Origin of the sequence: Psychrobacter coccoides, assembly GCF_017498085.1 — a bacterium.
Taxonomy (GTDB): domain Bacteria; phylum Pseudomonadota; class Gammaproteobacteria; order Pseudomonadales; family Moraxellaceae; genus Psychrobacter; species Psychrobacter coccoides.
The window spans coordinates 1-23,032 of the sequence record NZ_JAGBKM010000029.1; the positions used below are offsets into that span (position 1 = coordinate 1).

Consider the following 23,032-nt stretch of genomic DNA (forward strand, 5'->3'; position numbering starts at 1 on the left):
ACAGAGATGTTAATGGAGCAAAAAACATTCTCGCGGTCGGGCTTGGCCGTCTTTAGTAGGAATCCCCGTTCCTTTAGGTCGGGGAGGAAGTCAATTGGGTGTTAACCAGTGTACTACTTAATTACCAACAAATATTAAGTGTCTGATAAGTGCGCTGTTTTACAGAGGCTGTGCTTGACGCTCCTGATGACTCGGGTCAAACTATGAAGCTAAAGGATTGCTTTTTATCTATTTATACGGAGAGCAAAATGGATTTTGCGCAAATTTCACCACCCACAACGCCGAGTGCATGGCTCGATATGGATGCCCTTGATCATAATATCGCCCTCGTCAACCAAAAGACCCAAGCCGTTAATCTGCGCTTGGCTACCAAATCTATTCGCTCTGTCGCTGTCTTGCATTATATAAAAGACCATTCACCCAATTTTATCGGCCTGATGTCTTATGCTGCCGATGAGTCGGTGTATCTGCTTGAGAGTGGGTTTGATAACATTCTCTGCGCTTATCCAACACTAGATATGATCAGCGTCGTAAAAACGTTTGAACATACCAAACAAGGCGCAACCATGATCTGGATGGTTGATCGCCCTGAGCATGTAGATACTCTAAATCAAGTCGCTCAAGAAAATGATACGGTCATTGATATCTGCCTAGATATTAATATGTCGATGCCATTGCCAAAGCTGTATTTTGGTACCAAGCGCTCGGCACTGATGAATAAAAAAGATGTAAAAAAACTACTTAAGCACATCAAAAAATCAGCCAATGTGAATGTCTGTGCTGCCATGGGTTATGAGGCGCAAATCGCTGGCTTGTCTGAGCACCTGCCTGGTAAAGCGTTATTGACCCCTGCCATCAAACTACTAAAAAAACGCTCGCAAAAACAAGTCAGTCAGCGCCGTGGTTCAATTGTGAACTGGCTAAAAAGACAAGGCTATCAGTTACAGCTCGTCAATGGTGGTGGTAGCGGTAGTATGGACTTTACCGCAAGCCAGCCTGAGGTGACCGAAATCACCGTAGGGTCAGCGTACTACAAACCTGCGTACTTCGATTATATGGAGAGTATGAAGGACTTTCAGCCAGCGGCTGGGTTTGTATTGCCTGTGACCCGTCAGCCTGAAAAAAACGTTATTACCTGTCACGGTGGCGGCTTTATCGCCTCAGGTGCGATAGGATCTGATAAAGCACCTGTTATTCATTATCCCTCTAACTTATTTATATTAAATGACGAAGGTTTTGGCGAAGTGCAAACGCCCATGGTGGTCGCTAAAGTTGGTAAAAAAGTCAATGGCAATGAGAGTGGGCTAAAGATTGGCGAGGCTGTCTGGTGCCGCCATGCCAAAGCGGGCGAGCTGTGCGAGCATTTTAATGCGCTTATATGTTATCGAAACTCTAGTAAGCAAGCCGATAACTTAAATAATGAGGAAGCGATCGCTAGTGAGGGCATTGTCCAAACCATGACAACCTACCGTGGAGAGGGCAAATGTTTTCATTAAGGCAGTGGCAGTCCAGTGCTGACTGGCAAAACTGGGTGGGCTACGTGACTGCTCAACCTGAGCAAAAACTCACGCCTTTCTCCGTAGAAGAGCTGCAAGACATCGTCAAGCGGGCACGAGCCAATAAAAAGCGCATAAGAGTGACAGGTGCTGCGCATTCTTTTAGTGGCTGCGGCAAGCCTGAAGAGATTGCCGTGAGCTTACATCATATGCGTGGGCTGATCTCGGTAGATACTGAGGCCAAGCTGGCGACCTTACATGCTGGCACCTATCTGCACGAAATTGGTGAAGCGCTAAAAGCGCACGGTCTGGCATTAGAAAACATGGGTGATGTACAAGCCCAGACCATCGCAGGTGCTGCCAGTACTGGCACTCACGGCACAGGGATTGCTTTGGGCTCTATTGCCAATCAAGTCGTGGCTTGGGAGTGGGTCGATGGGTGCGGGCAGGTTCATACTCATCATCGAGGCGACCCAAAGACCGATGATCTGGGCAATGCGCTACATGTGAGCCTCGGTATGCTGGGTATATTTACCAAGCTAACGCTAAAGGTCGTGGACTTATATGGGCTGCAAGAGCGCAACGAAGTGCTTGATTTTGCAGACGGTTTAGCAAGGTTTCATGATAACGCTGAGGCTCATCGACACTTGGAATGGTTTTTATTTCCAGGCACCAATAAACTGCAGCAAAAAACCCTCTCAGTAATCGAACCAAAGCCGATGAGTGGCAGACAGAAAGTCAGAGATAAGTTTGATAGCGTAGTGACGCTTAACGGTGCTTTTTATGTGTTGTGTGAGCTGGCACGGATGAAACCGACAATGACCAACAAGGTGAGCCAAATTTCAGCCAACTCTATTCCAAACACCAAGCGAGAAGGGTATAGCTATGAAGTGTTTCCGACACCGCGTGGCGTGAAATTTAACGAATCAGAGTATTTTATTAAGCTCTTTGATTTTGATGAATGTATCACCGAGGTCAATCGTATCTTATTAGCAGACAATAAAGGCTCGCACTTTCCGATTGAGGTACGAACCCATAAAGGCGAGACTGGCATGCTAAGCCCGACTCAAGGTGAGGACTGTGCGGTATTGTCCTTTCACGTCTATAAGGGCATGGACCGCGAGCCATTATTTAAATGGCTGTATGAGTATATGAAAAAATGGCAGGGTCGGCCGCACTGGGGCAAAGTCAATAAACTCAATCATGTTGAGCTACAGCATCTATATCCCAAGCTTAATCGGTTTTTGGAAATTCGCCGTGAGTACGATCCTGATAATGTATTTATGAATAGTTGGCTTGAACAGAAATTTTTAAATCAGAGCCTTTAGGTTCTCTAAAGCGACAGGCAGTATATTGCTATTATGCGCATAAAAATACCCCATAAGTTGTGTCCAACTTATGGGGGTCAGTTCAGTCGTAGCTGTTTAAAAGTACTCCGACTATATCTAATAACGATTTAAGACTTAGACAATCAGCAGTTAGATTACGACATTAAATGGATTGGTCATAATTCGCCTCCAAACGCATGCTGCGCTGGTAACTATCAAGACTGGCCAGTTGCAGCGCATACTGCTTGATATGCGGATAGTTTTCCAATGCTTCACGCTTCGCCAACATAATCAAATCAAACGACAGCATAAAGTCTGCGCCACTTAGTTTGTTACCCACAATAAAGGATTTACCTTCGACTTCATCGTTTAGATAGCTCAACAGCTTGTACTTTTCTGCAGAGATATAACCATGCAAAAACTCATTGTTAGTAATGCCGGCTTTAGTGGTAAATAGCTCAAGCAATAAAGGCAGCATAAGCGAGCTCTCAGCGAAGTTTATCCACTGCAAATAGTGCCCATACTCTGCACTATCGATCGCTGGACGCAAGCGTTCAGGTGCAAAGCGCTCAATCAGTAGTTCAGTGATGGCGCCTGACTCAGCATAGACTTCACCATCTATCTCGATAACTGGCGACTTGCCAAGTGGGTGTACGGCTTTCAGGCTATCTAGTGCCAAATGGGTCTTGGCATCACGTTGGTAGCTGACAATCTCATAAGGTTCGCCAAGCTCTTCTAACAGCCAAAGCGTACGTAGCGAGCGTGATTGATTAAGATGGTGTAAACGAATCATAGTATTGGCCTTTTTTGCTTGGTGTGCTGTGTTAGGGCGTGTCCTCATTTTAAAAATGGCGATAAAAATGAGATAAATCGCCGTCAAACAAGGAAAATAGCGCAGATAATATCGAGATATTAGTCAGCTATTTGACACCGTTTGGCCAGATTTAGCCATTTTTAGCCCATTTAGATGGCTATCGATTGAATTGAGGACATGCCCTAGTCATTAATCGACGTGATTAGCCTTTAAGTTTGGTAATCAAACGTTTGGCGGCTTCTTCTGATGAGGCTGGGTTTTGACCGGTAATGAGCAGACCGTCTTCGACCACAAACGACTCCCAATCAGCAGCTTTTTCGAAGTTACCACCATTGGCTTTTAGTGCATCTTCTACTAAGAAGGGTACGACATCTGTCAGACCAACGGCATCTTCTTCTGAGTTGGTAAATCCAGTCACCGTCTTGTCTTTTACTAAGTACTCACCATCAACCTTGACGTTTTTGAGCGCAGCGGGCGCATGGCAAACAAAGGCAACAGGCTTATCTTGCTGCACAAAAGCCTCAATCAGATGGATTGAGTTGTCATCGACTGCCAAATCCCATAATGGACCATGACCACCAGGATAGAACACGGCATCAAAGTCTTCCGCTTTCATATCAGCAAGTTTTTTGGTGTTGGCAAGATGCTTTTGCGCATCACTGTCTTCTTTAAAGCGCTGGGTATCTTTGGTTTGTGCGTCTTCGGTATCGCTACTAGGATCAAGGGGTGGTTGACCGCCGGCAGGAGAGGCGAGAGTCACATTGACGCCAGCATCCAGAAAGGCGTAATAAGGGGCTGCAAACTCTTCTAGCCAAAAGCCCGTCTTTTTACCCGTATCGCCCAATTCATCATGCGAGGTGAGTACCATTAAAATATTCATAATTATCCTTATTTAGTAGTGTGCATTATTCATATGAGTTTGGTTTATATCAATTTGGCTCATTCTGTCTTAGGGCGCTCTCCTAAATAGCTCTATTTATCTAAGAGAGCACTGCTGCTATTTGACGTCAGCTACTTTTACCACAGTCTTACCAAAATTATCACCATTTAGCATCGCCACAAAAGCGTCTGGGGCGGCGTCTAGACCCTCGGTAACATGCTCTTTGGTTTTCACGTCACCTGACTCGACCCATTTACTCATGGTTTTGAGGAACTCTGGGAAATGATCACCATACTCTTCAAAGATGATAAAGCCTTTGATGGTTAAACGACGGCTGAGAATATTGCCCATTAACAGACCCAGACGATCTTTGCCATCTGGCAGTTCAGTAGCGTTGTATTGTGACACCAGACCACATACTGGAATACGTGCATGGGCATTTAATAATGGCATGACGGCGTCAAACACCTTGCCGCCGACGTTTTCGTAATAGATATCGATACCATCTGGGCAAGCGGCTTTTAATTGCTCAGCGAAGTCGTCCGCTTTATGGTCAATACAAACATCAAAACCTAACTCATTGACAGCGAAGTCACATTTTTCCTTACCGCCTGCGATACCAACAGTGCGTGTGCCATACTGATTGCCCACTTGACCGACGGTTGCACCAACAGGACCTGTTGCAGCAGCGACGACTAATGTCTCACCTTTTTGTGGTTTACCGATATCAGTCAAACCCATATAACCAGTAAAGCCGGGCATACCCAACACACCCAAGCCATATGAAGGGTTTGGCATGTCTTTATCGAGTTTTAGCACGCCCTCACCATCACTGACGCTATAGTCCTGCCAACCCGAATTTGATACCACCAAGTCACCGACGGCAAACTTATCAATATTAGATTCTACAACTTGAGCAATCGTACCACCCATCATCACATCGCCGACTTTTAGTGGATCGGCATAGCTTTTGGCATCGCTCATACGTCCACGCATATACGGATCTAATGATAAATAGACAGTACGTAGCAGCATCTCGTTGTCATTTGGCGTTGGGATATCGCTGGTGGTCAGATCAAAGTTTTCAGATGTTGGCTCACCATGAGGGCGACTGGCCAATTTGATTTGACGGTTTGTTTCTTGATTTTGTTGCTTATCAAAGCTCATATTAATCATCCTTATTGTATTTATTGGGTTAAGGTTTTAAGCGGCGCTGGTTAACGAGCGCTCTAAGATACGACGTGATACTGCCAAGTCATTGTTACCGTGCTCGCCCAGTTTTACCATGTTATGTGCTTCCAGCTGCTTGATAATTGGGTCAATCGCTGATTCATCTAATTGGGCATCTGCTAAGCTGACAGGTAAACCTAAGCTACGAAAGAAGTTCTCAGTCTTAACGATAGCAGTCTCGATGATGCTGTCGTCGTCTTGTTTTGTATCAGTCTTGCTATCAAGAGCCCAAACGTTACGGGCATATTGAAGTAATTTGTCTTTTTTACTGTCTTTTAGCTCACGCATTACTGATGGCAATAATATGGTTAAAGTGCGAGCATGGTCGATGCCGTGTAATGAGGTTAATTCGTGACCAATCATGTGCGTGGTCCAGTCTTGTGGCACGCCTGCGCCAATGAGGCCGTTAAGTGCCATCGTTGCGCTCCACATAATATTCTGACGTGTCTCTAGATTCTCTGGGTCTGCTTTGACCGCTGCGCCTTCTTCAACCAAAATCTTAAGTAGGCTTTCAGCAAAGGCATCTTGCACTTTTGCATTGACTGGATAAGTCAGATACTGCTCGATCACATGGACAAAGGCATCGGCAACGCCATTCATTACCTGACGTTTAGGTAATGTGAGGGTCTTAGTTGGGTCTAAAATTGAAAACTTAGGGAAGGTCAGTGGACTGCGAAAAGGCAGTTTTGCTTGACGTTCGCTGTGATTGACCACACCGCCATTGTTCATCTCAGAACCAGTCGCTGGAATAGTGAGTACCACCCCCAAATCAATGGCAGTATCAATAGTTGAACAACCGCTTAGCAGTGCATCCCATGCTTTGTCACGTAAGACCGTGCTGTCGTCTTCGGTAAGTGAAGACACGAGGGCGACAAACTTACTGCCATCAATGACGGAGCCACCGCCAACTGCCAATAAAAAGTCGATGCCATGTTTATTTACCATGTCAGCGGCTTTGAGTAGCGTTGTGAACTCTGGATTTGGCTCGATACCACCAAACTCAAATACGCTGCGATTACCGTTCGCTGCCAGTGCAGTTTTGACTTCATCTAACGTGCCGGTACGCTCAGCTGAACCGCCACCATAAGTGATCAGTACCTTTGCCTCTTTAGGCACCAGATCTGATAGTTTTTTGATTTGACCCTCACCAAAGACGATACGGACTGGGTTGTAATATTGAAAGTTCTTCATAATGTTCCTAAAGCTTATTGGGTGTTGATTGTGTGATTTGCAAAAGTCTGTGGTTTGAAATCTGGACTAGTAAATAACCAATGCGTCTTTAATAATTAGACATTGTACATGAATTAGACCGGTCGTCTATAGTTTTGTTTATGATAGTTACAAAACTATCATATGCTCGTATTGGTCAAAATTAGGCACGGTAAAGGTATAAATAGAGAGGGAGACAGGACGATCAAATAATATCAGTGCGAGATGAAAGCCAGTCGCTTAGTGACTCCTAAAAGCGGTAGTGTCGTGCTGTTTGAGTGGCGTTAACTATAGCTTTCAGTGCTCAAAATATGCAGAGCAGATAGAAAAACAGCTGTTATTAGCGGCCCATCTCGGTAGTTGTCATTTGCCATACTTCTGCAAGGGGAGTGTTGGTTTGGCTGATCTTAGCGATTAAACTGGCACCGAGCCAAGCAAAGTACCAGCGCTTAGCCATACTTTCAGCTGCGATATTATCAGGCTGTGGCACTGAGTTGTCCGCCCAGCCCGCTTTAATCTGTAATGCTAACCATTCAATAGTTTGCTGATAGCCTGCATGTAACGCCATACGCATGGGTTCAGACATATCAGCGACCTCAGCGCTTAGCTTTACCACCAAGCACTTTTCATGGTCACAGCCGTTTTGCTGCGTGTCGTACCAGTTTTGAAAGTAGTCATAAAGCTTTTGTTGAGCGTTGGTGTCTTGTGCACCGATGCGCTCAAGTCGCCCTTTATACTGTTCAAAGTAATGTGTAATGATGGCTTTACCAAAGGCTTCTTTTGATGCAAAGTAGTGGTAAAAAGAACCTTTAGGTACACCTGCTGTATCTAGTATCTGCTTGATACCGACGGCAGTGAACCCCTTTTTAGCTATAAGCTGGTAGCCGATTTCTAAAAGATGGGTTTTGGTATCAGGGGGGATGGTCGTTGCATTAGCAGAGGTTAAGTTGGTAGACATAGAGTCATGTCCTCCTAAATGGTGTTAAAGTATTGAAGTAAAGATAAACAAGGCATTGCTCTGGTTATTATTAAGGTCACGACACTTAATGGCTAAATAGCTCGGTGATTAGATAGTCACTAGGCTGACAGCATTAGTGCAGCGATAGGAGATATGTGCCTTTATTATACGTTTTATTGATCTGTCTTGTGGCACTATCACTATGATGCTCGTTACGTTTACTCAACAATAGCCATGGCATAAATGCTTTTCGTCATTCTGTAAACTATGATAGCATTAGACCAGTCGTCTAGCAAGTTACTGATGGTTTTTACTACTACAAAATAAATAAGGATAACTATGTCAATCGATACAAACAATCAAGCTGGCCATCCCGCAGCGTATGATGGCTTTCATCTGCAGTACATTGCGGGTGAATGGCAAAGCGGTCAAGATGATAGTGTCAATACAAATACCAATCCCTATAGCGGTGATACTCTAGTAGAGATTCAGCAAGCGACAGACAGTCAGCTTGATGAAGCGTATCAAGCTGCTAAGCAAGCGCAGAAACAATGGGCAAAAACAACGCCAGCTGAGCGTGCGCGTTTAATGCATCACGTCGTCAGTGTGTTAGATCAGCGCCAAGACGAGATTGTCGATTGGCTGATTAAAGAGTCGGGCAGCACACGTATTAAAGCCATGGTAGAGTTTGGTAGTGCGCGTGCGATTACGCTTGAAGCCGCTACGTTTCCTAATCGTGTCCATGGTGAGATTCGCCCGTCAAACACGCCTGGTAAAGAAAACTTTGTTTACCGTGAGCCAGTCGGTGTGGTAGCCGTTATCAGCCCATGGAACTTTCCATTGCATCTCACCCAGCGTTCTATTGCGCCTGCGCTTGCACTGGGTAATGCGGTCGTATTAAAGCCTGCCAGTGACACGCCTATCACAGGTGGTTTGCTGTTAGCAAAAATATTTGAAGAAGCGGGTCTGCCAAAAGGGCTGCTCAACGTGGTCGTCGGAGCTGGTAGTGAAATTGGTGATGCCATCGTTACTCATGATATTCCAAGCTTTGTATCATTTACCGGCTCGACGTCAGTGGGCAAGCACATTGGCGAGTTGGCCAATGGTGGCGATTACCTCAAGCAAGTCGCACTTGAGCTGGGCGGTAACAGTCCATTTGTGGTCTTAAAAGATGCTGATATCGAACAAGCGGTCAAAGCAGCAGCCTTTGGTAAGTTTTTGCATCAAGGCCAAATCTGTATTGCTATCAATCGTATCATCGTTGAAGATGAGATTTACGATGACTTCGTAGAGCGTTTCTTGGCGCACGTCAAGACGTTAAACGTTGGTGATCCAAGCAAACAGAACACAGCAGTTGGACCGATTATCAATAAAAAACAACTCAAATCACTGAAAGAAAAAATCGCTAAAGCACAAAAGGAAGGTGCCAAAATGATTTTGAGTGGTGAGATTAAAGATCAAGTGGTACCACCGCATATCTTTATTGAAGTGACGCGTGAGATGGATTTGTCACGTCATGAGGTGTTTGGGCCATTGGTTGGTATCATCCGTGCCAAAGATGAAGAGGATGCGCTATCAATCGCCAATGACTCCATGTATGGTTTATCTAGTGCTGTATTTACGACAGATATGCAAAAAGGCCTGCGCTTTGCTCGTGGTATCAGAGCTGGCATGACGCATATTAATGATATCTCAGTCAACGATGAAAGCAATGTACCGTTTGGCGGTGAGAAAAACTCAGGTATTGGTCGCTTTAACGGTGAGTGGATACTTGAAGAGTTTACCAGAACGCATTGGATATCTATACAAAATGAACCACGCCAATATCCGTTCTAATAAAAAAGTTCAGCAGATATCAAAAAAGACCGCCATGATGCGGTCTTTTCTTGTAAATACCATCTGTCATAGTGCATCACTCTAGCTAAAAACGTACTATCTAGAATGAAAGCCTAGCAAGGCCTCTATTTCTTCAACAGATATGTTTCTAACGATCGCTTGCTCTTCTACTGACAAACGATTGGTGTGTTCTTTTATCATGGTATGAATACTACGTGAGATCTCAGAGGTCGATGCATAGTACATTTGCGGCTCCTCTTTAGTCAGCTTGGTCAAAAACTTATTAATGATCTTGCGTTTTTCTTCCGGTGTATTTTCTTCAGTCATATTATTCTCCTAGAGGGGCATCATTTAACCAGTGTAAGTAGCGGCAGTCAATAAGCTGAGTGTAAGTACAGTATTGATAAGTGCGTCAACATATAGTTGATCATGTCAGCAGTACTATAACGTTTTTAGAGTAAATCAACCCTATATCTATTGTATAAAACATAACATTCATATAAAATGAATGTTTAAGAGAGTAGTTATTCACTCATGCTAAGAAGACCATCATGCACGCTATTAATTTACCCAGTAAACGCCCAACCTCACCACACCCCATTCTTAATCTAGGGTTTCGCATTTTTTTTAGTGCAGGTGCACTGTTTGCCATAGTGACGATGTTGCTATGGTCGTTTGTGTTTACAGGCCATACAGATATCGATGTTCAGGCATTAAACCCTCTATATTGGCATGGTCATGAGATGATTTATGGTTATGCGTTAGCGATTGTAGCAGGGTTTTTATTGACCGCAGTGCAGACATGGACAGGGGTCAAGATGCCACACGGCTATAAGCTGCTGGGTATCTTTGTTTGTTGGCTGCTGGCACGCATGGGTTGGGCGGCATTTGGACTGGGGATGACGGTTGGCGGTAGTAGCGCCTCTCTTCTTTATATTGCTGCTGGCTTTGATATGCTGTTTGTAGGGCTGATGGCATTTACTATATTTCGTGCCGTGTTGCAGGTTAAGCAGTATAAACAGATGGGTATCTTATCCAAGCTGGCATTATTGACTCTCGGCAATGGGCTCTGCTATTGGGGTATTGTCAGCGGTGATATGAGTCTGACTCGAATAGGCATATATTTAGGGTTTTATCTGATCATTGGTTTGGTACTGACCATTGGTAGGCGAGTGGTGCCGTTTTTTATTGAGCGTGGTCTGAGTGCAGGGACGACAGAGGATATTAAGCTGCGTAATAGTAAAGCGCAAGATATTGCTAGCTTATTGTTCTTTTTGGCCTTTTTTATCGTTGATTTGTTTTATCCTAATAAGTATTTACTGACTATTACCGCACTTGGAGTAGCAGTGGTTAATATTGTGCGCTTAAAAGGTTGGTATCATCGTCGTATCTGGCGAAAGCCGCTACTATGGTCACTGTACATTGCTTTTGCCGGTATGTGTATCAGCTTTGTGCTATATGCATTGCAGCCATGGCTTGGATATAATCACAGTATTGCCATGCATGGACTAGCGATTGCTGGTATTGGTATGATGACCGTGGCGATGATGGCCCGAGTATCGCTTGGACATACGGGATTGAGTATTCATGAGCCGCCAAAAACAGTGAATGCGATGTTTTTTCTTATGGTGGCGGTGTTTATCAGTCGAGTCTTGATACCTTTAGTCGATATGAGCCAATACTTACTGTGGATTATGATCGCTCAAGGCGCTTGGATGGCCTGCTTCGTGCTGTTTTGTATCAGCTATCTGCCGCTGCTGTCACGTGAGAGAGCAGATGGTTTGTTTGGTTGATCATCAGGACTCAAGCGGCTGTTATTATCGGTACTTATTGGCGGTACATTGGGGTCCATAATTTTAACAGAGTAATGAATGATAAAGAGGCGTTATTAGATGCGACTGACCAATTATAGTGATTATGCGCTGCGCTCATTGATGTATTTAGCAGTCAGACCCGAGCCAGAGTCACTGGCAAATATTAGTGATATTGCCACCAGTTACAATATTTCTAAAAGTCATTTAACCAAAATTATTCATCAGTTGGGTCAGCTTGGCTATATAGAGAGTGTACGTGGTAAGAACGGTGGTATCCGATTGGCTAAAGCCGCTAAAGATATCAATTTGGGTATACTGATTAAGCAAATAGAGCCTGACTTTGAGTTGGTAGAGTGCTTTGCTACCCGAGCGAGCCGTAATAACCCAAAACCTCCTTCCTCAAGTGTGCCGGTTGCTTTTATCGAGGAAGAAGAAAAGGCGCCTGTAGGCTGTGTGATTACGCCAGTGTGTACACTGAAAAGCGTGTTTGCTGAAGCACTGACGGCTTTTATTCACGTTCTTGAGCAGTATACCTTAGCAGATATTATTGGCAATAAAGATGAGCTTGCGACCTTATTGTTTTACTCGTGATATCTATTAAGGTCTTGTCAGTCCAAAAAAGCAGGCTACGCTTTTTCGAGTTTAGGACGTGCCTTAGCAATGGCTTTTAGTAACGCTTTCTCAAAGCCGCCAACTTCAAAGGTAATCAAGCTAGAATGTGCTGCACAAAAGTTGTGAGTATCACGCCACTCATGTGCAAGTTGGGTCGCCCAGTCACAGTATTGCTGACCGGCGTTTGGCTCATCTTTGAGCGCAAGCTTGGTCGTCGGGTGCAAGAGCAGTTCAGGCAATACGGCCTCGAGAATCTTGGCAGGCGGGCTCATAAAGGTGTCGTCAACGTGTAAGCTTCTGCTGGCGGGATGATATACCAATAGCGAGCCGGCATGGATTTTGTCATTGGGTGAAATATAATGAATGCCTTTGGGAAGAGAAAACGCAAGCTCAGGGTAGCGCTTGGCTACCGCGTCGCTTTCTACCAAATCCTCTGACCATTCAATTTCAGGAACTTGCTCTTTATGACGGCTACTGCCATAAAAAGTCGCTTGCGGGAAATCTTTGGCCATTTGAGCACAGCTGACAGTGTGGAAAGGGTGAACGTTTAATACCGCCTCTACGTCTTGACCATCATTGGTTAGCGCCATGACCTCATCTCGCACAGCGCCAGTTAATTCATAGCTGTCCAAAAAGATGAAGCGCCCTGACTCTAGCTCTATCAGTGAGCACTGCGTACCTATGTCGATGACGCCGCCTAAGCGAAATGACCCACGTATGTTCCAAAACCCTGAACCCAAGTCATAAATTTTATCTGCCATTGATGCTAATCCTTAGTCGTTAAAATGTTGAATTATTCTAAGAAAAGAGGTACTTAGAATAATATAGTCAGTACTAAATAAAGTTGATACATTATTAATAGTCACGTGCTCCTGGTATAAACTTTACTTGCTTGCTGTGCCTACGCCGACAGAGGCTGCGCAAAATTTATACCAGTAGTACTGTATCGTTTTTAGAGTGAATCAACTAAATGACGATGCATATTAGTGTTTTTAGTCGTTCGATTATGACTGATAGTGCTGTTAAGATCTGTAAGAAAAAAGCTTTGGTATGTAGTTAGGTGTTGAGAAGACTAATGGTAAAGCCTGGTAGCGGTATCGTCTAAGCCAGCTGTATCATATAAGTCATTAGACAAAAAAGCCGACGTTCAAAAAATTCTTGAACGTCGGCTTTTTGTTTTAAGGTTGATTCTGATTAAACAACAGGTGAATGCTTACTCACCATAATTGACCCATATCCAACCATTTTCTACCCATTCCATTAAGTCATCTGGATCAATTGCTGTGACATCTTTGTGTTGCAGCAGCTCACCATCAGCCAAACGTACCAAAATGGCTGTTACGACCTCATCAATCTCATCCAGACGTTGACCATTGGCATATACAGCAATGCCATCATCAGTTTGGTTGTATAGCAAGCGGTTACTATAGTCAGCTTGTAGTGTGGCGCCGTCAGCCAAAGCCTGCATGAGCTCATCGGTATCCATCACTTCTTCTGGCACCAACACGTCATACTGACGTTTGCTAACCACCTCGCTCACCGCCTGGGCAATCATATCATTGCCATGCCCAGATTGGAGGAGTTGCAGTAGTTGGTCTTTAATGGCTTCAATACTGTGCGCCTGTAGCTCGCCAGAAGGCTGTAGAGTCTGTGGTAATAACATCGGTATAAATAACCCACTGTCATTAGTTGCGACATCAGCGAGACTGTCGATGATTTGCATCAAGTTAGGGCGACGACAGCCAAAAGAGAAAGTTAGGCAGTCATCTTGTGCCACCCCAAAGTGTGAGAGTTTGGGTGGTACATAAAGTACGTCACCTGCCTCTAGCACTTCATCAAATATAATCTCGCCCATATCATCAAAGATGCGAATGGGCTCATCGGCGACAAACTCAGTATTCTTATCACAGAACCTGCCCAATTGCCAACGTCTATGGCCATAGCCTTGCGCCAAAAACACGTCGTAGTCGTCATAATGCTTGCCGACTGAGCCGCCTTTGGGCGCATAAGAGACCATGATGTCATCACGCTGCCATTGCGGAATGAAGTCAAAGGCTTGCCACAGCTGCCCAAGCTCAGGTGACCACTGCTCCATATTTTGCACCAGTACCGTCCACTGCGCCGGCAAACTATCAAAGTCAGACTCTGTGAGTGGGCTTTTTTTAAGTTGCCATTGTGGCGTGTCTGCTTGCTTGGTTGCCGCTTGTGTCAGTAGACGTGCAGAAGCATCTTCATCTAACGCCAGCCCCAGCATGTCTTCTGGTTCAAACATACCAATCAGTTGTGGTAAGCCTTGCCTGATAAGCAGCGGTTTTTTTTGCCAGTATTCATTCAAGAACTGTTCTGGAGTCATAGAGTCAGGCAAACAAAGGGGTATCGATGTCATTGCTAAATCCGTATCTGAAAATGAGAATTATAATAAGGAGCGCTTTATAGCAAAGGTGTAATCGTTTATGATGAGCACCTAGCTGGTGGTCATGAATAGCTGCCATCAGAGCATCCCGTCACTCATAGGATATTTATGAAAAAACTACATCTTATCACCATCATCGCTAGTGTGTTTTTACTACAAGCCTGTGTGCACAAGATAGTCACTGTACCTACTAAAGTCGCCTATAAAACCACCAAAGGTGTGGTCAAAGGCACAGTCGCTGTCGGTAAAGCCATCATACCAGGTGACAGCGATGATGATGAAACAGAATAGAAAATAAAACCTTACTTATTCACTATGGGTTGTTTATTGCAATCATAGGGTTCAAAGTAAGGTCAATGTCTATGCCAATATCTATGGAGATAGACATATCTACCTCCATAGCAATAACCAAATGACGGGCTTTAATGTTAAGCGCTGCGATGATACTTATCAGTATCTATAGCTTAGCGATCCACTCTTTGATGGCTATTGCTTGCTCGGCGGCATTACCGGTATAAGTCGCAGGCGTCAGTGTACGCAGGCGTGCTTTGTCGCTATCTGAAACAGCAGACAACTCATCACTGTCGACAAATGTCAGCATGGCCTCACGGGTCATGGCATTACCACGAGTCAAAGCTTTGAGTTTTTCGTATGGGTTTTCGACGCGGTAGCGGCGCATGACCGTCTGAATGGGCTCAGCAAGCACTTCTTGCGCCTGCTCAAGATCCTCGTTTAAACGCTCAGGATTGACTTCTAGTTTGCCGATACCTTTTAAGCATGCATCATAAGCAATCATGCTTTGTGCTAAGCCAACACCGATATTACGCAGCACGGTTGAATCTGATAAGTCACGCTGCATACGAGAAATCGGCAGCTTTTCGCCCAAGTGTGCCAGCATGGCATTGGCCACACCAAGGTTGCCTTCAGAGTTCTCAAAGTCAATGGGGTTGACTTTGTGCGGCATGGTCGATGAGCCGACTTCGCCATCTTTGAGACGCTGCTTAAAATAGCCTAAGCTAATATACTGCCAAATATCACGGTTAAAATCGATCAAGACGGTATTAAAGCGTTTGACCACATCAAACAATTCGGCGATGTAGTCGTGTGGCTCGATTTGGGTGGTATAAGGGTTGAAGGTTAGCTCAAGGCGCTCGGTGATAAATTGCTCGGCGTGCGTCTGCCAATCCACTTCTGGGTAAGCGGATAGGTGAGCATTGTAGTTACCGACGGCGCCATTGATTTTACCAAGCAGCTCAACTTGGTTGACTTGCTTAATTTGACGAGCAAGGCGATAAGCGACGTTTGCCATCTCTTTACCTAGAGTCGTTGGGCTGGCAGTCTGACCATGGGTACGTGACAGCATAGGCTGCTCAGCGTGAGTAATGGCCAAGTCAACAATACTGTCAGTGACGTGCTGCATTTTTGCAACCAGCAGCTCACGACTGTCTTTTAGCATCAGTGCATACGATAAGTTATTGATGTCTTCACTGGTACAAGCAAAATGGATAAACTCCAAGCTGTCTTCTAACTGTTGATTACCACGGAACTTGTCTTTGATGAAGTATTCAACTGCTTTGACATCATGGTTGGTTGTCGCTTCGATATCTTTGATCGCTTGCGCATCCACCTCACTAAAGTCATCAACGATGCTATTCAAAAAAGCATTGGTATCGGCGTCAAATGCTGCCAATTCACCAATAGCACTATTGTCAGCTAATGATTGTAACCAGCGAATCTCCACGGTGACACGGGCTTTAATTAGACCGAATTCAGATAAATAAGGGCGCAAGCTGTCGGCTTTGGATGCGTAACGGCCATCGATAGGAGAGAGTGCGGTAAGTGGGGTCATAGTGATGCCTCAATGGTTGTTGAACAGTAAAATACTTTAAAAGTAAAAAGCAATGTAAAAATAAAAAAGCTGAAAATAGCGACGATGTAACACGGGCTGAATTGGTCTGCTGACTCTATATTTAGAGCCCACAGGGTGCATCTATCGACTGGATCACTCCGCCGCCAAGACACACCTCGTCAATATAAAATACCGCTGACTGACCAGGAGTCACCGCACGTTGTGGCGCATCAAACACCACTCGTACTTCGCTGCCATCAGTATTTGTCGCAAATACGTGGCAGGCTTGATCAGGTTGACGATAGCGTGATTTTGCCATACAGCGTAGGCCGTTTTTGCTAAAGATGTCTGCTGGCGCTGAACCCTCGATCCAATCGAGCTTGTACGCGTGCAGCTCATTGCTCATCAGCATCGGATGCTCATGCCCTTGACCGACGATTAAGCGGTTATTGTGCAAGTCTTTGGCGAGCACAAACCAAGGCTCCTCTGGACGGTCTTTGACACCGCCAATGCCGATACCGCCACGTTGACCTAAGGTGTAGTACATCAAACCATCGTGAGTACCGATCACTTTATTGTCATCTGTGATGATGTCACCTTTTTGCGCAGGCAGGTACTGCTGCAGAAAGTCTTTAAAACGGCGCTCACCAATGAAGCAAATACCCGTAGAGTCTTTCTTTTTGGCAGTGGCTAAGCCATGCTCTTCAGCGATTTGACGGACCACTGGCTTTTCAAGCTCACCAACAGGAAATAAGGTCTTGGCAATTTTGTCGCCGCCAACTGCATGCAAGAAGTAGCTTTGGTCTTTGTTGTTGTCCAGACCGCGTAGCAGCTGCGCAACTTCTATGTCTTTATCGTTTTTATAACTCACACTACGGCGGGTGTAGTGACCAGTGGCGATATAGTCTGCACCAAGAGTCAGAGCATAGTCTAAAAATGCTTTAAACTTAATCTCTTTATTGCATAAGATATCAGGATTGGGTGTACGTCCAGCTTTGTATTCTGCTAAGAAATGCTCAAACACTCGGTCCCAGTATTCCATCGCAAAGTTGGCGGTGTGCAGCTTCATACCAATCTTGTCACAGACCGCTTGGGCGTCGGCCAAGTCGTCCATGGCGGTACAGTATTCGGTGCCGTCATCTTCTTCCCAGTTTTTCATAAACAGACCTTCGACTCTAAAGCCTGCCTGCTGCAGTAAGACGGCGGATACAGAAGAGTCGACACCACCTGACATGCCGATAATCACATGTTTGGTGCTGGGGTTGTCGATGTCAGTTAGATTTAAAGGAGAATGAGTGTTAAAAGCATCTGAAATGGCTGGCATAAAAATCGCTCAACAACTTATGGTAAAATAAGCGTCGTATTATAGCAGCTTATTGAAACGGTTGGCGAGCGGTGGCTGGCTACTGCTCATAAAACCGCTTTAAATATTCAAATTATGATTTCGAATGATTTTAGCGTCCACTTCGTTGAAAAGGGGTGACATATTCATGCCGTTTTATTTTGAGCTGACGATCACTGCGTTTATTTAATAGACTTTATTTAATGGGAATATCAATGATAAAAATCGGTCAAGGCATCGACGTTCACGCCTTTCATAATACAGGTGAGCAGCAGCAATATGTCATATTGGCAGGCGTGCCCATTGAACACAGTCATAGCTTGCTGGCACACTCTGACGGTGATGTGGTGCTACATGCATTAGCAGACGCCTTACTTGGCGCTTTAGCGCTTGGAGATATCGGCCAGCATTTTCCTGATACGGATGCTGCCTATGCAGGTCTTGATTCCCGAGTGTTGCTACGTCATGTGTATGATAAAATTCAAGCGGCCGGTTATATTTTGGGTAATGCAGATATTACCGTCATGTGTGAACGTCCCAAGCTTGCCCCGCACAATCAAGCCATGCGCGACAATATTGCCAGTGACTTGCAAACGGATGTGGGTAATATTAGTGTGAAAGCCACTACGACAGAAAAGTTAGGTTTTACTGGTCGACAAGAGGGCATCATGGCAAGTGCTGTGGTACTATTGGTGCCTAACGTATCTAATGGTTAATATACCTGACGTTCAATACCTAAGAGCGTATTTAGTGTATGAGCTTGGCTTGTAATCTGCTGGCAGTTGCCCCATGTATCAGCAACGTAGCAAACCTATACTTTAAACAACTACCTACCTTTAATAAACTGCTTTAGCAATAGGAGCTTTTATGAGTGAACAAACCCCAAATACCGCTGCAACGGACGTCGAACAGCTGATTCGTGATCAAATCCGTGATAATAAAGTACTGATTTATATGAAAGGCACACCGCAGTTTCCGCAGTGTGGGTTTTCGGCGCGTTCTATCGAAGTGTTGACGCAAATTGGTCGTCCATTTGCATTTGTTAATATTTTAGAAAACCCAGAGATTCGTGCCACTTTACCAAAAGTCGCCAACTGGCCAACTTTTCCGCAGCTGTGGATTGATGGCGAGCTGATGGGCGGATCAGATATTATTTTGCAAATGTATCAATCAGGCGAGCTTAAGCCATTGGTTGAAGCAAACAGTCCTGCTGCCTAACTGAATAAATAAATTCTCGTTTGGTATATAAAAACTCGAGTTGCCATAGCAGTAGGCGGCTCGAGTTTTTTATTGTGCGTCTTTTTTATGGCAATGAGCTTTTATTGTCATTATAAACTTTACCCCCATACATAGTGTACAAGATAGACATGTATTTAATAGAAAGAGGTCTTATGAGTAATCAATCCATTAACAACCAACAAGCCAATGAAGCCCTTGAGCAAGCCGCCATCGATAAGCGCCGTGAGCAGCTTAAGGCTGAATCGGTGCGTATCATCGATCTAGCAAATAATGAGAAAAACTCTGCATTAAAATGCATTCATCAGCTCAGCGTCGCAGGCGGTGCAACCGAAGCAACTTATATCGCAATTGAGCAGCGTATCGTCGCCGATCAAGATGCTGCGGGCGCCTATCATCTGGCATTATTGGCACAAAATACGCCTGATCTGCCTATTGACGCCCGTCAGCTTATCGAACTTGTCGTCCATAAAGGCGACAACGCCCAGCGCTTGGCATTACTCAAAAACTTACCCCTACCGCCCGTGGCTATGATAAAAGAGCAGATATTAGCAAGTGACGATGGTGAGGCGATTGGGCAAATGAATGCGTACCTGCAGATAAACCCTGAAGCTCAAGGCAGTCAGCATCTGATTAGCAGTAGTGATGGTGATAGGGTGGTGCCGCTCAGCCGTGGTACTAATATCAATAATGATTAAAAATGGTTATAATAAACCCTTTAATACTTTGTTCTAACATAGACAATGTTCGTCAAGTGAGGCTTGCATGCAATATCCTAAAAATTACGACGTGGTAGTGATCGGCGGCGGTCATGCTGGTACTGAAGCGGCGCTCGCCGCTGCACGTATGGGCGCGCAGACCTTGCTGTTGACGCATAATATCGAGACGCTTGGACAGATGAGCTGTAACCCTGCGATTGGCGGTATCGGTAAGTCACATCTGGTACGTGAGATTGACGCCTTGGGCGGAGCGATGGCATTGGCCACTGATCAAGCCGGTATTCAGTTTCGAGTCCTCAATAGCCGAAAAGGAGCCGCCGTTCGTGCCACGCGTGCACAAGCCGATCGTGTGTTATACAAAGCTGCCATCCGCCATACGCTAGAGAACCAACCCAATCTTGACTTGTTTCAGCAAGGTGCCGATGATATTTTAGTCGAAAACGGCCGTGCCACAGCGGTAGTCACCTCGACAGGCATTATCTTTAAGACTGAGACTGTGGTACTGACGTCAGGGACGTTTTTGGGTGGCGTGATTCATATCGGTCTTGAAAACTCAAAAGGGGGCCGTGCAGGCGATCAGCCTTCTATCAAGCTTGCTGATCGTTTGCGTGAGCTCGAACTGCCAGTGGGGCGTCTAAAGACAGGCACGCCAGCCCGTATCGATGCACGCACAGTAGACTTTAGTGTCATGACTGCGCAGCCAGGGGACACACCGCTGCCTGTCATGAGCTATATGGGCGATGTGTCTATGCACCCTGAGCAGGTCAATTGTTACATTACTCATACCAATGCCCGGACGCATGACATTATTCGTGATAATCTTGGTCGCTCACCGATGTTTTCGGGCAAAATTGAAGGCGTTGGTCCACGCTATTGTCCATCTATCGAAGACAAAATCCATCGTTTTGCAGACAAAGACAGTCATCAGATATTTATTGAGCCTGAAGGCTTGACCACTCATGAGCTATATCCAAATGGCATCTCAACCAGCTTACCGTTTGATGTACAGTTAGAATTCATTCATAGTATGAAAGGGCTTGAGAATGCGCATATCACCCGTCCAGGATATGCTATCGAATATGACTATTTTGACCCACAAAACCTCAAGCCAACCTTAGAGACCAAATCCATTGATAGGCTTTATTTTGCCGGTCAAATCAACGGTACTACAGGTTATGAAGAAGCAGGCGTGCAAGGTTTACTAGCAGGCACTAATGCAGCGCTAGTGACGAGCAATAACAGTGAGTTTGACACCTGGACCCCTCGCCGTGATGAGGCTTATCTGGGGGTTCTTGTCGATGACCTTATCACGCATGGTACCAACGAACCATACCGGATGTTTACCAGCCGAGCTGAGTATCGTCTGCTCTTGCGTGAAGACAATGCCGATCAACGTTTGACGGAGACAGGACGCAAGTTGGGATTGATCGATGATACACGCTGGCAGGCCTATCAACAAAAAATGGAAGCCATTGCCACCGAGTCTGCTCGCCTAAAAGATATGTGGGCAACGCCTACCAATACCTTAGGTAAGCAAGTTGCTGCGCAAACGGGTGAGGTGCTATCAAAAGAGTCTACCGCCTATGACTTGCTGAAGCGTCCGCAAATTCATTTTGCTGACATCAAAGCGATCACAGGGTCACAGGTGGGTGCTCAGGTCGGCGAGCAAATAGAAATCTCCGTCAAGTATGCCGGCTATATTAATCGTCAGCGTGATGAGATTGATCAGATGAAACGCTTGGAAAACACGACGCTGCCACTGGACTTTGATTATAGTATTGTGTCAGGGCTATCTAATGAGATCGTACAGAAGCTCAATCATGTAAGACCGGCTACCTTGGCGCAAGCCAGCCGCATCAGTGGTGTCACGCCAGCTGCTGTGCAACTGCTCGCCATGACAGTAAAAAAACAAAAAAAGGCGCAAGCTGCTTTAAATTCATAAAATGCTTAGATATAAGGTTTTATCATCCAGCGCCGTAAAACCACGTCCTTCTAGGGCGTGGATATCAGGTGTCATCTGTTGTCACCTAAGATTGAACATGCCTTGATACCCAACTGCATTAAGATCATAATTAATGACACCAGCTTTCTTATTAGAGTGTGTTGAACAGTCGACCATGACATTGCCTGTTAGTGCCTCTTCAGCACGCTCTAAATGTCATCCTCTGAAATTGCTCGTATTCATGCCCGTGTCATCGTGGGTATGATGCGATTTTGAGTTTGTTTATGATTGATGCCATTGTTTTTGCCATTACTATTGTACTGCCCAACCTTGCCTTGATGGGGTTGGGTTTTTTTATGCAGCGACGTGGTGAGGTCAGTCAAGCGTTTATCGATCAAGCGTCATATTTTGTCTTTAATTATTGTCTACCGTGTTTATTGTTTTTTAGTGTCGTTGACAGTGAGGTGAATTACAGCAAACAACTGGTTTTGATTGCTGCTGGTACGGTTGTGACGTTTGTACTATTTATTGGGGCTGAGCTTTATGCCAAGCGCTTTATCCGCAAACCTGCTGATCAAGGGGTATTTGTACAGGGCGTCTTTCGCAGTAATATGGCCATTATTGGTCTTGCAACGGTCGCCAACGCTTATGGCAGTGATGGTCTAAGCATCGGGGCAGTGTATATGGGTGTGGTGACGATACTGTTTAATATCTTAGCCGTCATCACTCTTAGCCGTGTCTCCAAAAGCCTAGATGATACCTTGCTGAGTCGCAGCACTATGGTGATCAAAAAAATATACACCAACCCGCTCATCTTAGCGTTATTGGCAGCCTTTGCCTATAAAGCGTTACCGCTGCCATCGATTCCTGCTGTCATTCATACCACAGGCGACTTATTAGCCGCAGTAGCACTGCCATTGGCATTGATTTGTGCAGGTGCCAGTATTGACCTAAAGGCGATGTTGCATCTGTCAGGACTGTCTATGCAGGCCAGTATCGGCCGGATCATAATTGCTCCATTAGTCGCCGTCGCAGTTGGCTTGGCCTTTGGCCTGTCTGGTGTGCATCTGGGGGTGCTGTTTTTAATGGTAGCATCACCGACAGCAGCTGCCAGCTATGTGATGGCAAAGGCTATGGGCGGTAATGATGTGCTCGCTGCCAATATCTTGGCATTCACCACAGTAGTGGGGCTGTTTGGTATGGCAATTGGTGCAGCACTGTTACGTGCCCTAGGGTTGATTTGACTTCCTCCCCGACCTAAAGGAACGAGGATTCCTACTAAAGACGGCCAAGCCCGACCGCGAGAATGTTTTTTGCTCCATTAACATCTCTGTTATGGGTCGTTTTACAAGAA

Annotated in this window: 21 protein-coding genes; 11 read left to right on the forward strand and 10 right to left on the reverse strand. The window is 45.3% G+C overall.

Annotated features, from left to right (window positions below; genetic code table 11):
• The first annotated feature begins 248 nt into the window (after positions 1-248).
• Both J3492_RS12080 and J3492_RS12085 read left to right on the forward strand, forming a co-directional pair.
• Positions 249-1,496: an alanine racemase gene (locus J3492_RS12080; protein ID WP_207992304.1), complete on the forward strand. Its 1,248-nt coding sequence runs from the start codon at positions 249-251 to the stop codon at positions 1,494-1,496.
• Positions 1,484-2,824, forward strand: coding sequence for a D-arabinono-1,4-lactone oxidase (locus J3492_RS12085; RefSeq protein WP_207992305.1), 1,341 nt, complete (start codon positions 1,484-1,486; stop codon positions 2,822-2,824). The genes J3492_RS12080 and J3492_RS12085 overlap by 13 nt, the downstream gene beginning before the upstream one ends.
• 163 nt (positions 2,825-2,987) lie before the next feature.
• On the opposite strand, the gene J3492_RS12090 is transcribed toward J3492_RS12085, so the two are convergent.
• The 5 genes from J3492_RS12090 to J3492_RS12110 form a co-directional block, all read right to left on the reverse strand.
• The gene (locus J3492_RS12090; RefSeq protein WP_207992306.1) at positions 2,988-3,617 is read right to left on the reverse strand and encodes a glutathione S-transferase family protein; all 630 of its coding nucleotides are present in this window, start codon (positions 3,615-3,617) and stop codon (positions 2,988-2,990) included.
• A gap of 223 nt (positions 3,618-3,840) precedes the next feature.
• The gene (locus tag J3492_RS12095) at positions 3,841-4,518 is read right to left on the reverse strand and encodes a type 1 glutamine amidotransferase domain-containing protein (RefSeq protein WP_207992307.1); all 678 of its coding nucleotides are present in this window, start codon (positions 4,516-4,518) and stop codon (positions 3,841-3,843) included.
• A 117-nt stretch (positions 4,519-4,635) separates the two neighbouring features.
• A complete protein-coding gene (locus J3492_RS12100) occupies positions 4,636-5,685 on the reverse strand; it encodes an NADP-dependent oxidoreductase (protein ID WP_207992308.1) in 1,050 nt (349 codons plus the stop codon).
• Positions 5,686-5,721: 36 nt separating this feature from the next.
• Positions 5,722-6,939, reverse strand: a complete 1,218-nt coding sequence (locus J3492_RS12105; protein WP_207992309.1) for an iron-containing alcohol dehydrogenase — start codon at positions 6,937-6,939, stop codon at positions 5,722-5,724.
• Positions 6,940-7,297: 358 nt separating this feature from the next.
• Entirely contained in the window at positions 7,298-7,915 is a 618-nt protein-coding gene (locus J3492_RS12110) for a TetR/AcrR family transcriptional regulator (RefSeq protein ID WP_207992310.1), read from the reverse strand.
• A gap of 339 nt (positions 7,916-8,254) precedes the next feature.
• Here J3492_RS12110 and J3492_RS12115 point away from each other — a divergent pair, with 339 nt between their 5' ends.
• A complete protein-coding gene (locus J3492_RS12115) occupies positions 8,255-9,751 on the forward strand; it encodes an aldehyde dehydrogenase family protein (RefSeq protein ID WP_207992311.1) in 1,497 nt (498 codons plus the stop codon).
• 96 nt (positions 9,752-9,847) lie between these two features.
• On the opposite strand, the gene J3492_RS12120 is transcribed toward J3492_RS12115, so the two are convergent.
• Positions 9,848-10,078, reverse strand: a complete 231-nt coding sequence (locus J3492_RS12120) for a hypothetical protein (RefSeq protein ID WP_207992312.1) — start codon at positions 10,076-10,078, stop codon at positions 9,848-9,850.
• A gap of 224 nt (positions 10,079-10,302) precedes the next feature.
• Between J3492_RS12120 and J3492_RS12125 the strand changes: the two genes are divergently transcribed.
• Together J3492_RS12125 and J3492_RS12130 are read left to right on the forward strand one after the other, a co-directional pair.
• Positions 10,303-11,544: an NnrS family protein gene (locus J3492_RS12125; RefSeq protein WP_207992313.1), complete on the forward strand. Its 1,242-nt coding sequence runs from the start codon at positions 10,303-10,305 to the stop codon at positions 11,542-11,544.
• 99 nt (positions 11,545-11,643) lie between these two features.
• On the forward strand, positions 11,644-12,156 hold the full coding sequence (locus J3492_RS12130) for an Rrf2 family transcriptional regulator (protein ID WP_207992314.1): 513 nt from the start codon (positions 11,644-11,646) through the stop codon (positions 12,154-12,156).
• A gap of 35 nt (positions 12,157-12,191) precedes the next feature.
• On the opposite strand, the gene J3492_RS12135 is transcribed toward J3492_RS12130, so the two are convergent.
• Both J3492_RS12135 and J3492_RS12140 read right to left on the reverse strand, forming a co-directional pair.
• Entirely contained in the window at positions 12,192-12,938 is a 747-nt protein-coding gene (locus J3492_RS12135) for a hypothetical protein (RefSeq protein WP_207992315.1), read from the reverse strand.
• Positions 12,939-13,390: 452 nt separating this feature from the next.
• Positions 13,391-14,563 (reverse strand): cupin domain-containing protein, encoded by a 1,173-nt coding sequence (locus J3492_RS12140; RefSeq protein ID WP_207992316.1) that lies wholly within the window; start codon positions 14,561-14,563, stop codon positions 13,391-13,393.
• 135 nt (positions 14,564-14,698) lie between these two features.
• Between J3492_RS12140 and J3492_RS12145 the strand changes: the two genes are divergently transcribed.
• A complete protein-coding gene (locus J3492_RS12145) occupies positions 14,699-14,881 on the forward strand; it encodes an NF038104 family lipoprotein (RefSeq protein ID WP_207992317.1) in 183 nt (60 codons plus the stop codon).
• A 166-nt stretch (positions 14,882-15,047) separates the two neighbouring features.
• Here the strand turns inward: J3492_RS12145 and purB are convergent, their stop codons facing one another.
• Both purB and mnmA read right to left on the reverse strand, forming a co-directional pair.
• Positions 15,048-16,439 carry an adenylosuccinate lyase gene (gene purB, locus J3492_RS12150; protein ID WP_207992318.1) on the reverse strand — a complete coding sequence of 464 codons (1,392 nt, stop codon included), beginning with the start codon at positions 16,437-16,439 and terminating at the stop codon, positions 15,048-15,050.
• Between the two features lie 121 nt (positions 16,440-16,560).
• Positions 16,561-17,673, reverse strand: a complete 1,113-nt coding sequence (gene mnmA, locus J3492_RS12155; protein WP_243453248.1) for a tRNA 2-thiouridine(34) synthase MnmA — start codon at positions 17,671-17,673, stop codon at positions 16,561-16,563.
• Positions 17,674-17,996: 323 nt separating this feature from the next.
• Between mnmA and ispF the strand changes: the two genes are divergently transcribed.
• From ispF to J3492_RS12180, 5 genes are all read left to right on the forward strand, one after another.
• Complete coding sequence (ispF, locus tag J3492_RS12160; protein ID WP_207992320.1) at positions 17,997-18,497, forward strand: 2-C-methyl-D-erythritol 2,4-cyclodiphosphate synthase; 501 nt, start codon at positions 17,997-17,999, stop codon at positions 18,495-18,497.
• Between the two features lie 151 nt (positions 18,498-18,648).
• Positions 18,649-18,999 (forward strand): Grx4 family monothiol glutaredoxin, encoded by a 351-nt coding sequence (grxD, locus tag J3492_RS12165; protein WP_207992321.1) that lies wholly within the window; start codon positions 18,649-18,651, stop codon positions 18,997-18,999.
• Positions 19,000-19,172: 173 nt separating this feature from the next.
• Positions 19,173-19,715, forward strand: a complete 543-nt coding sequence (locus J3492_RS12170; protein WP_207992322.1) for a hypothetical protein — start codon at positions 19,173-19,175, stop codon at positions 19,713-19,715.
• Positions 19,716-19,782: 67 nt separating this feature from the next.
• Positions 19,783-21,678, forward strand: coding sequence for a tRNA uridine-5-carboxymethylaminomethyl(34) synthesis enzyme MnmG (mnmG, locus tag J3492_RS12175; RefSeq protein WP_207992323.1), 1,896 nt, complete (start codon positions 19,783-19,785; stop codon positions 21,676-21,678).
• A 284-nt stretch (positions 21,679-21,962) separates the two neighbouring features.
• Positions 21,963-22,922 (forward strand): AEC family transporter, encoded by a 960-nt coding sequence (locus J3492_RS12180; RefSeq protein WP_207992324.1) that lies wholly within the window; start codon positions 21,963-21,965, stop codon positions 22,920-22,922.
• Positions 22,923-23,032: the final 110 nt, after the last annotated feature.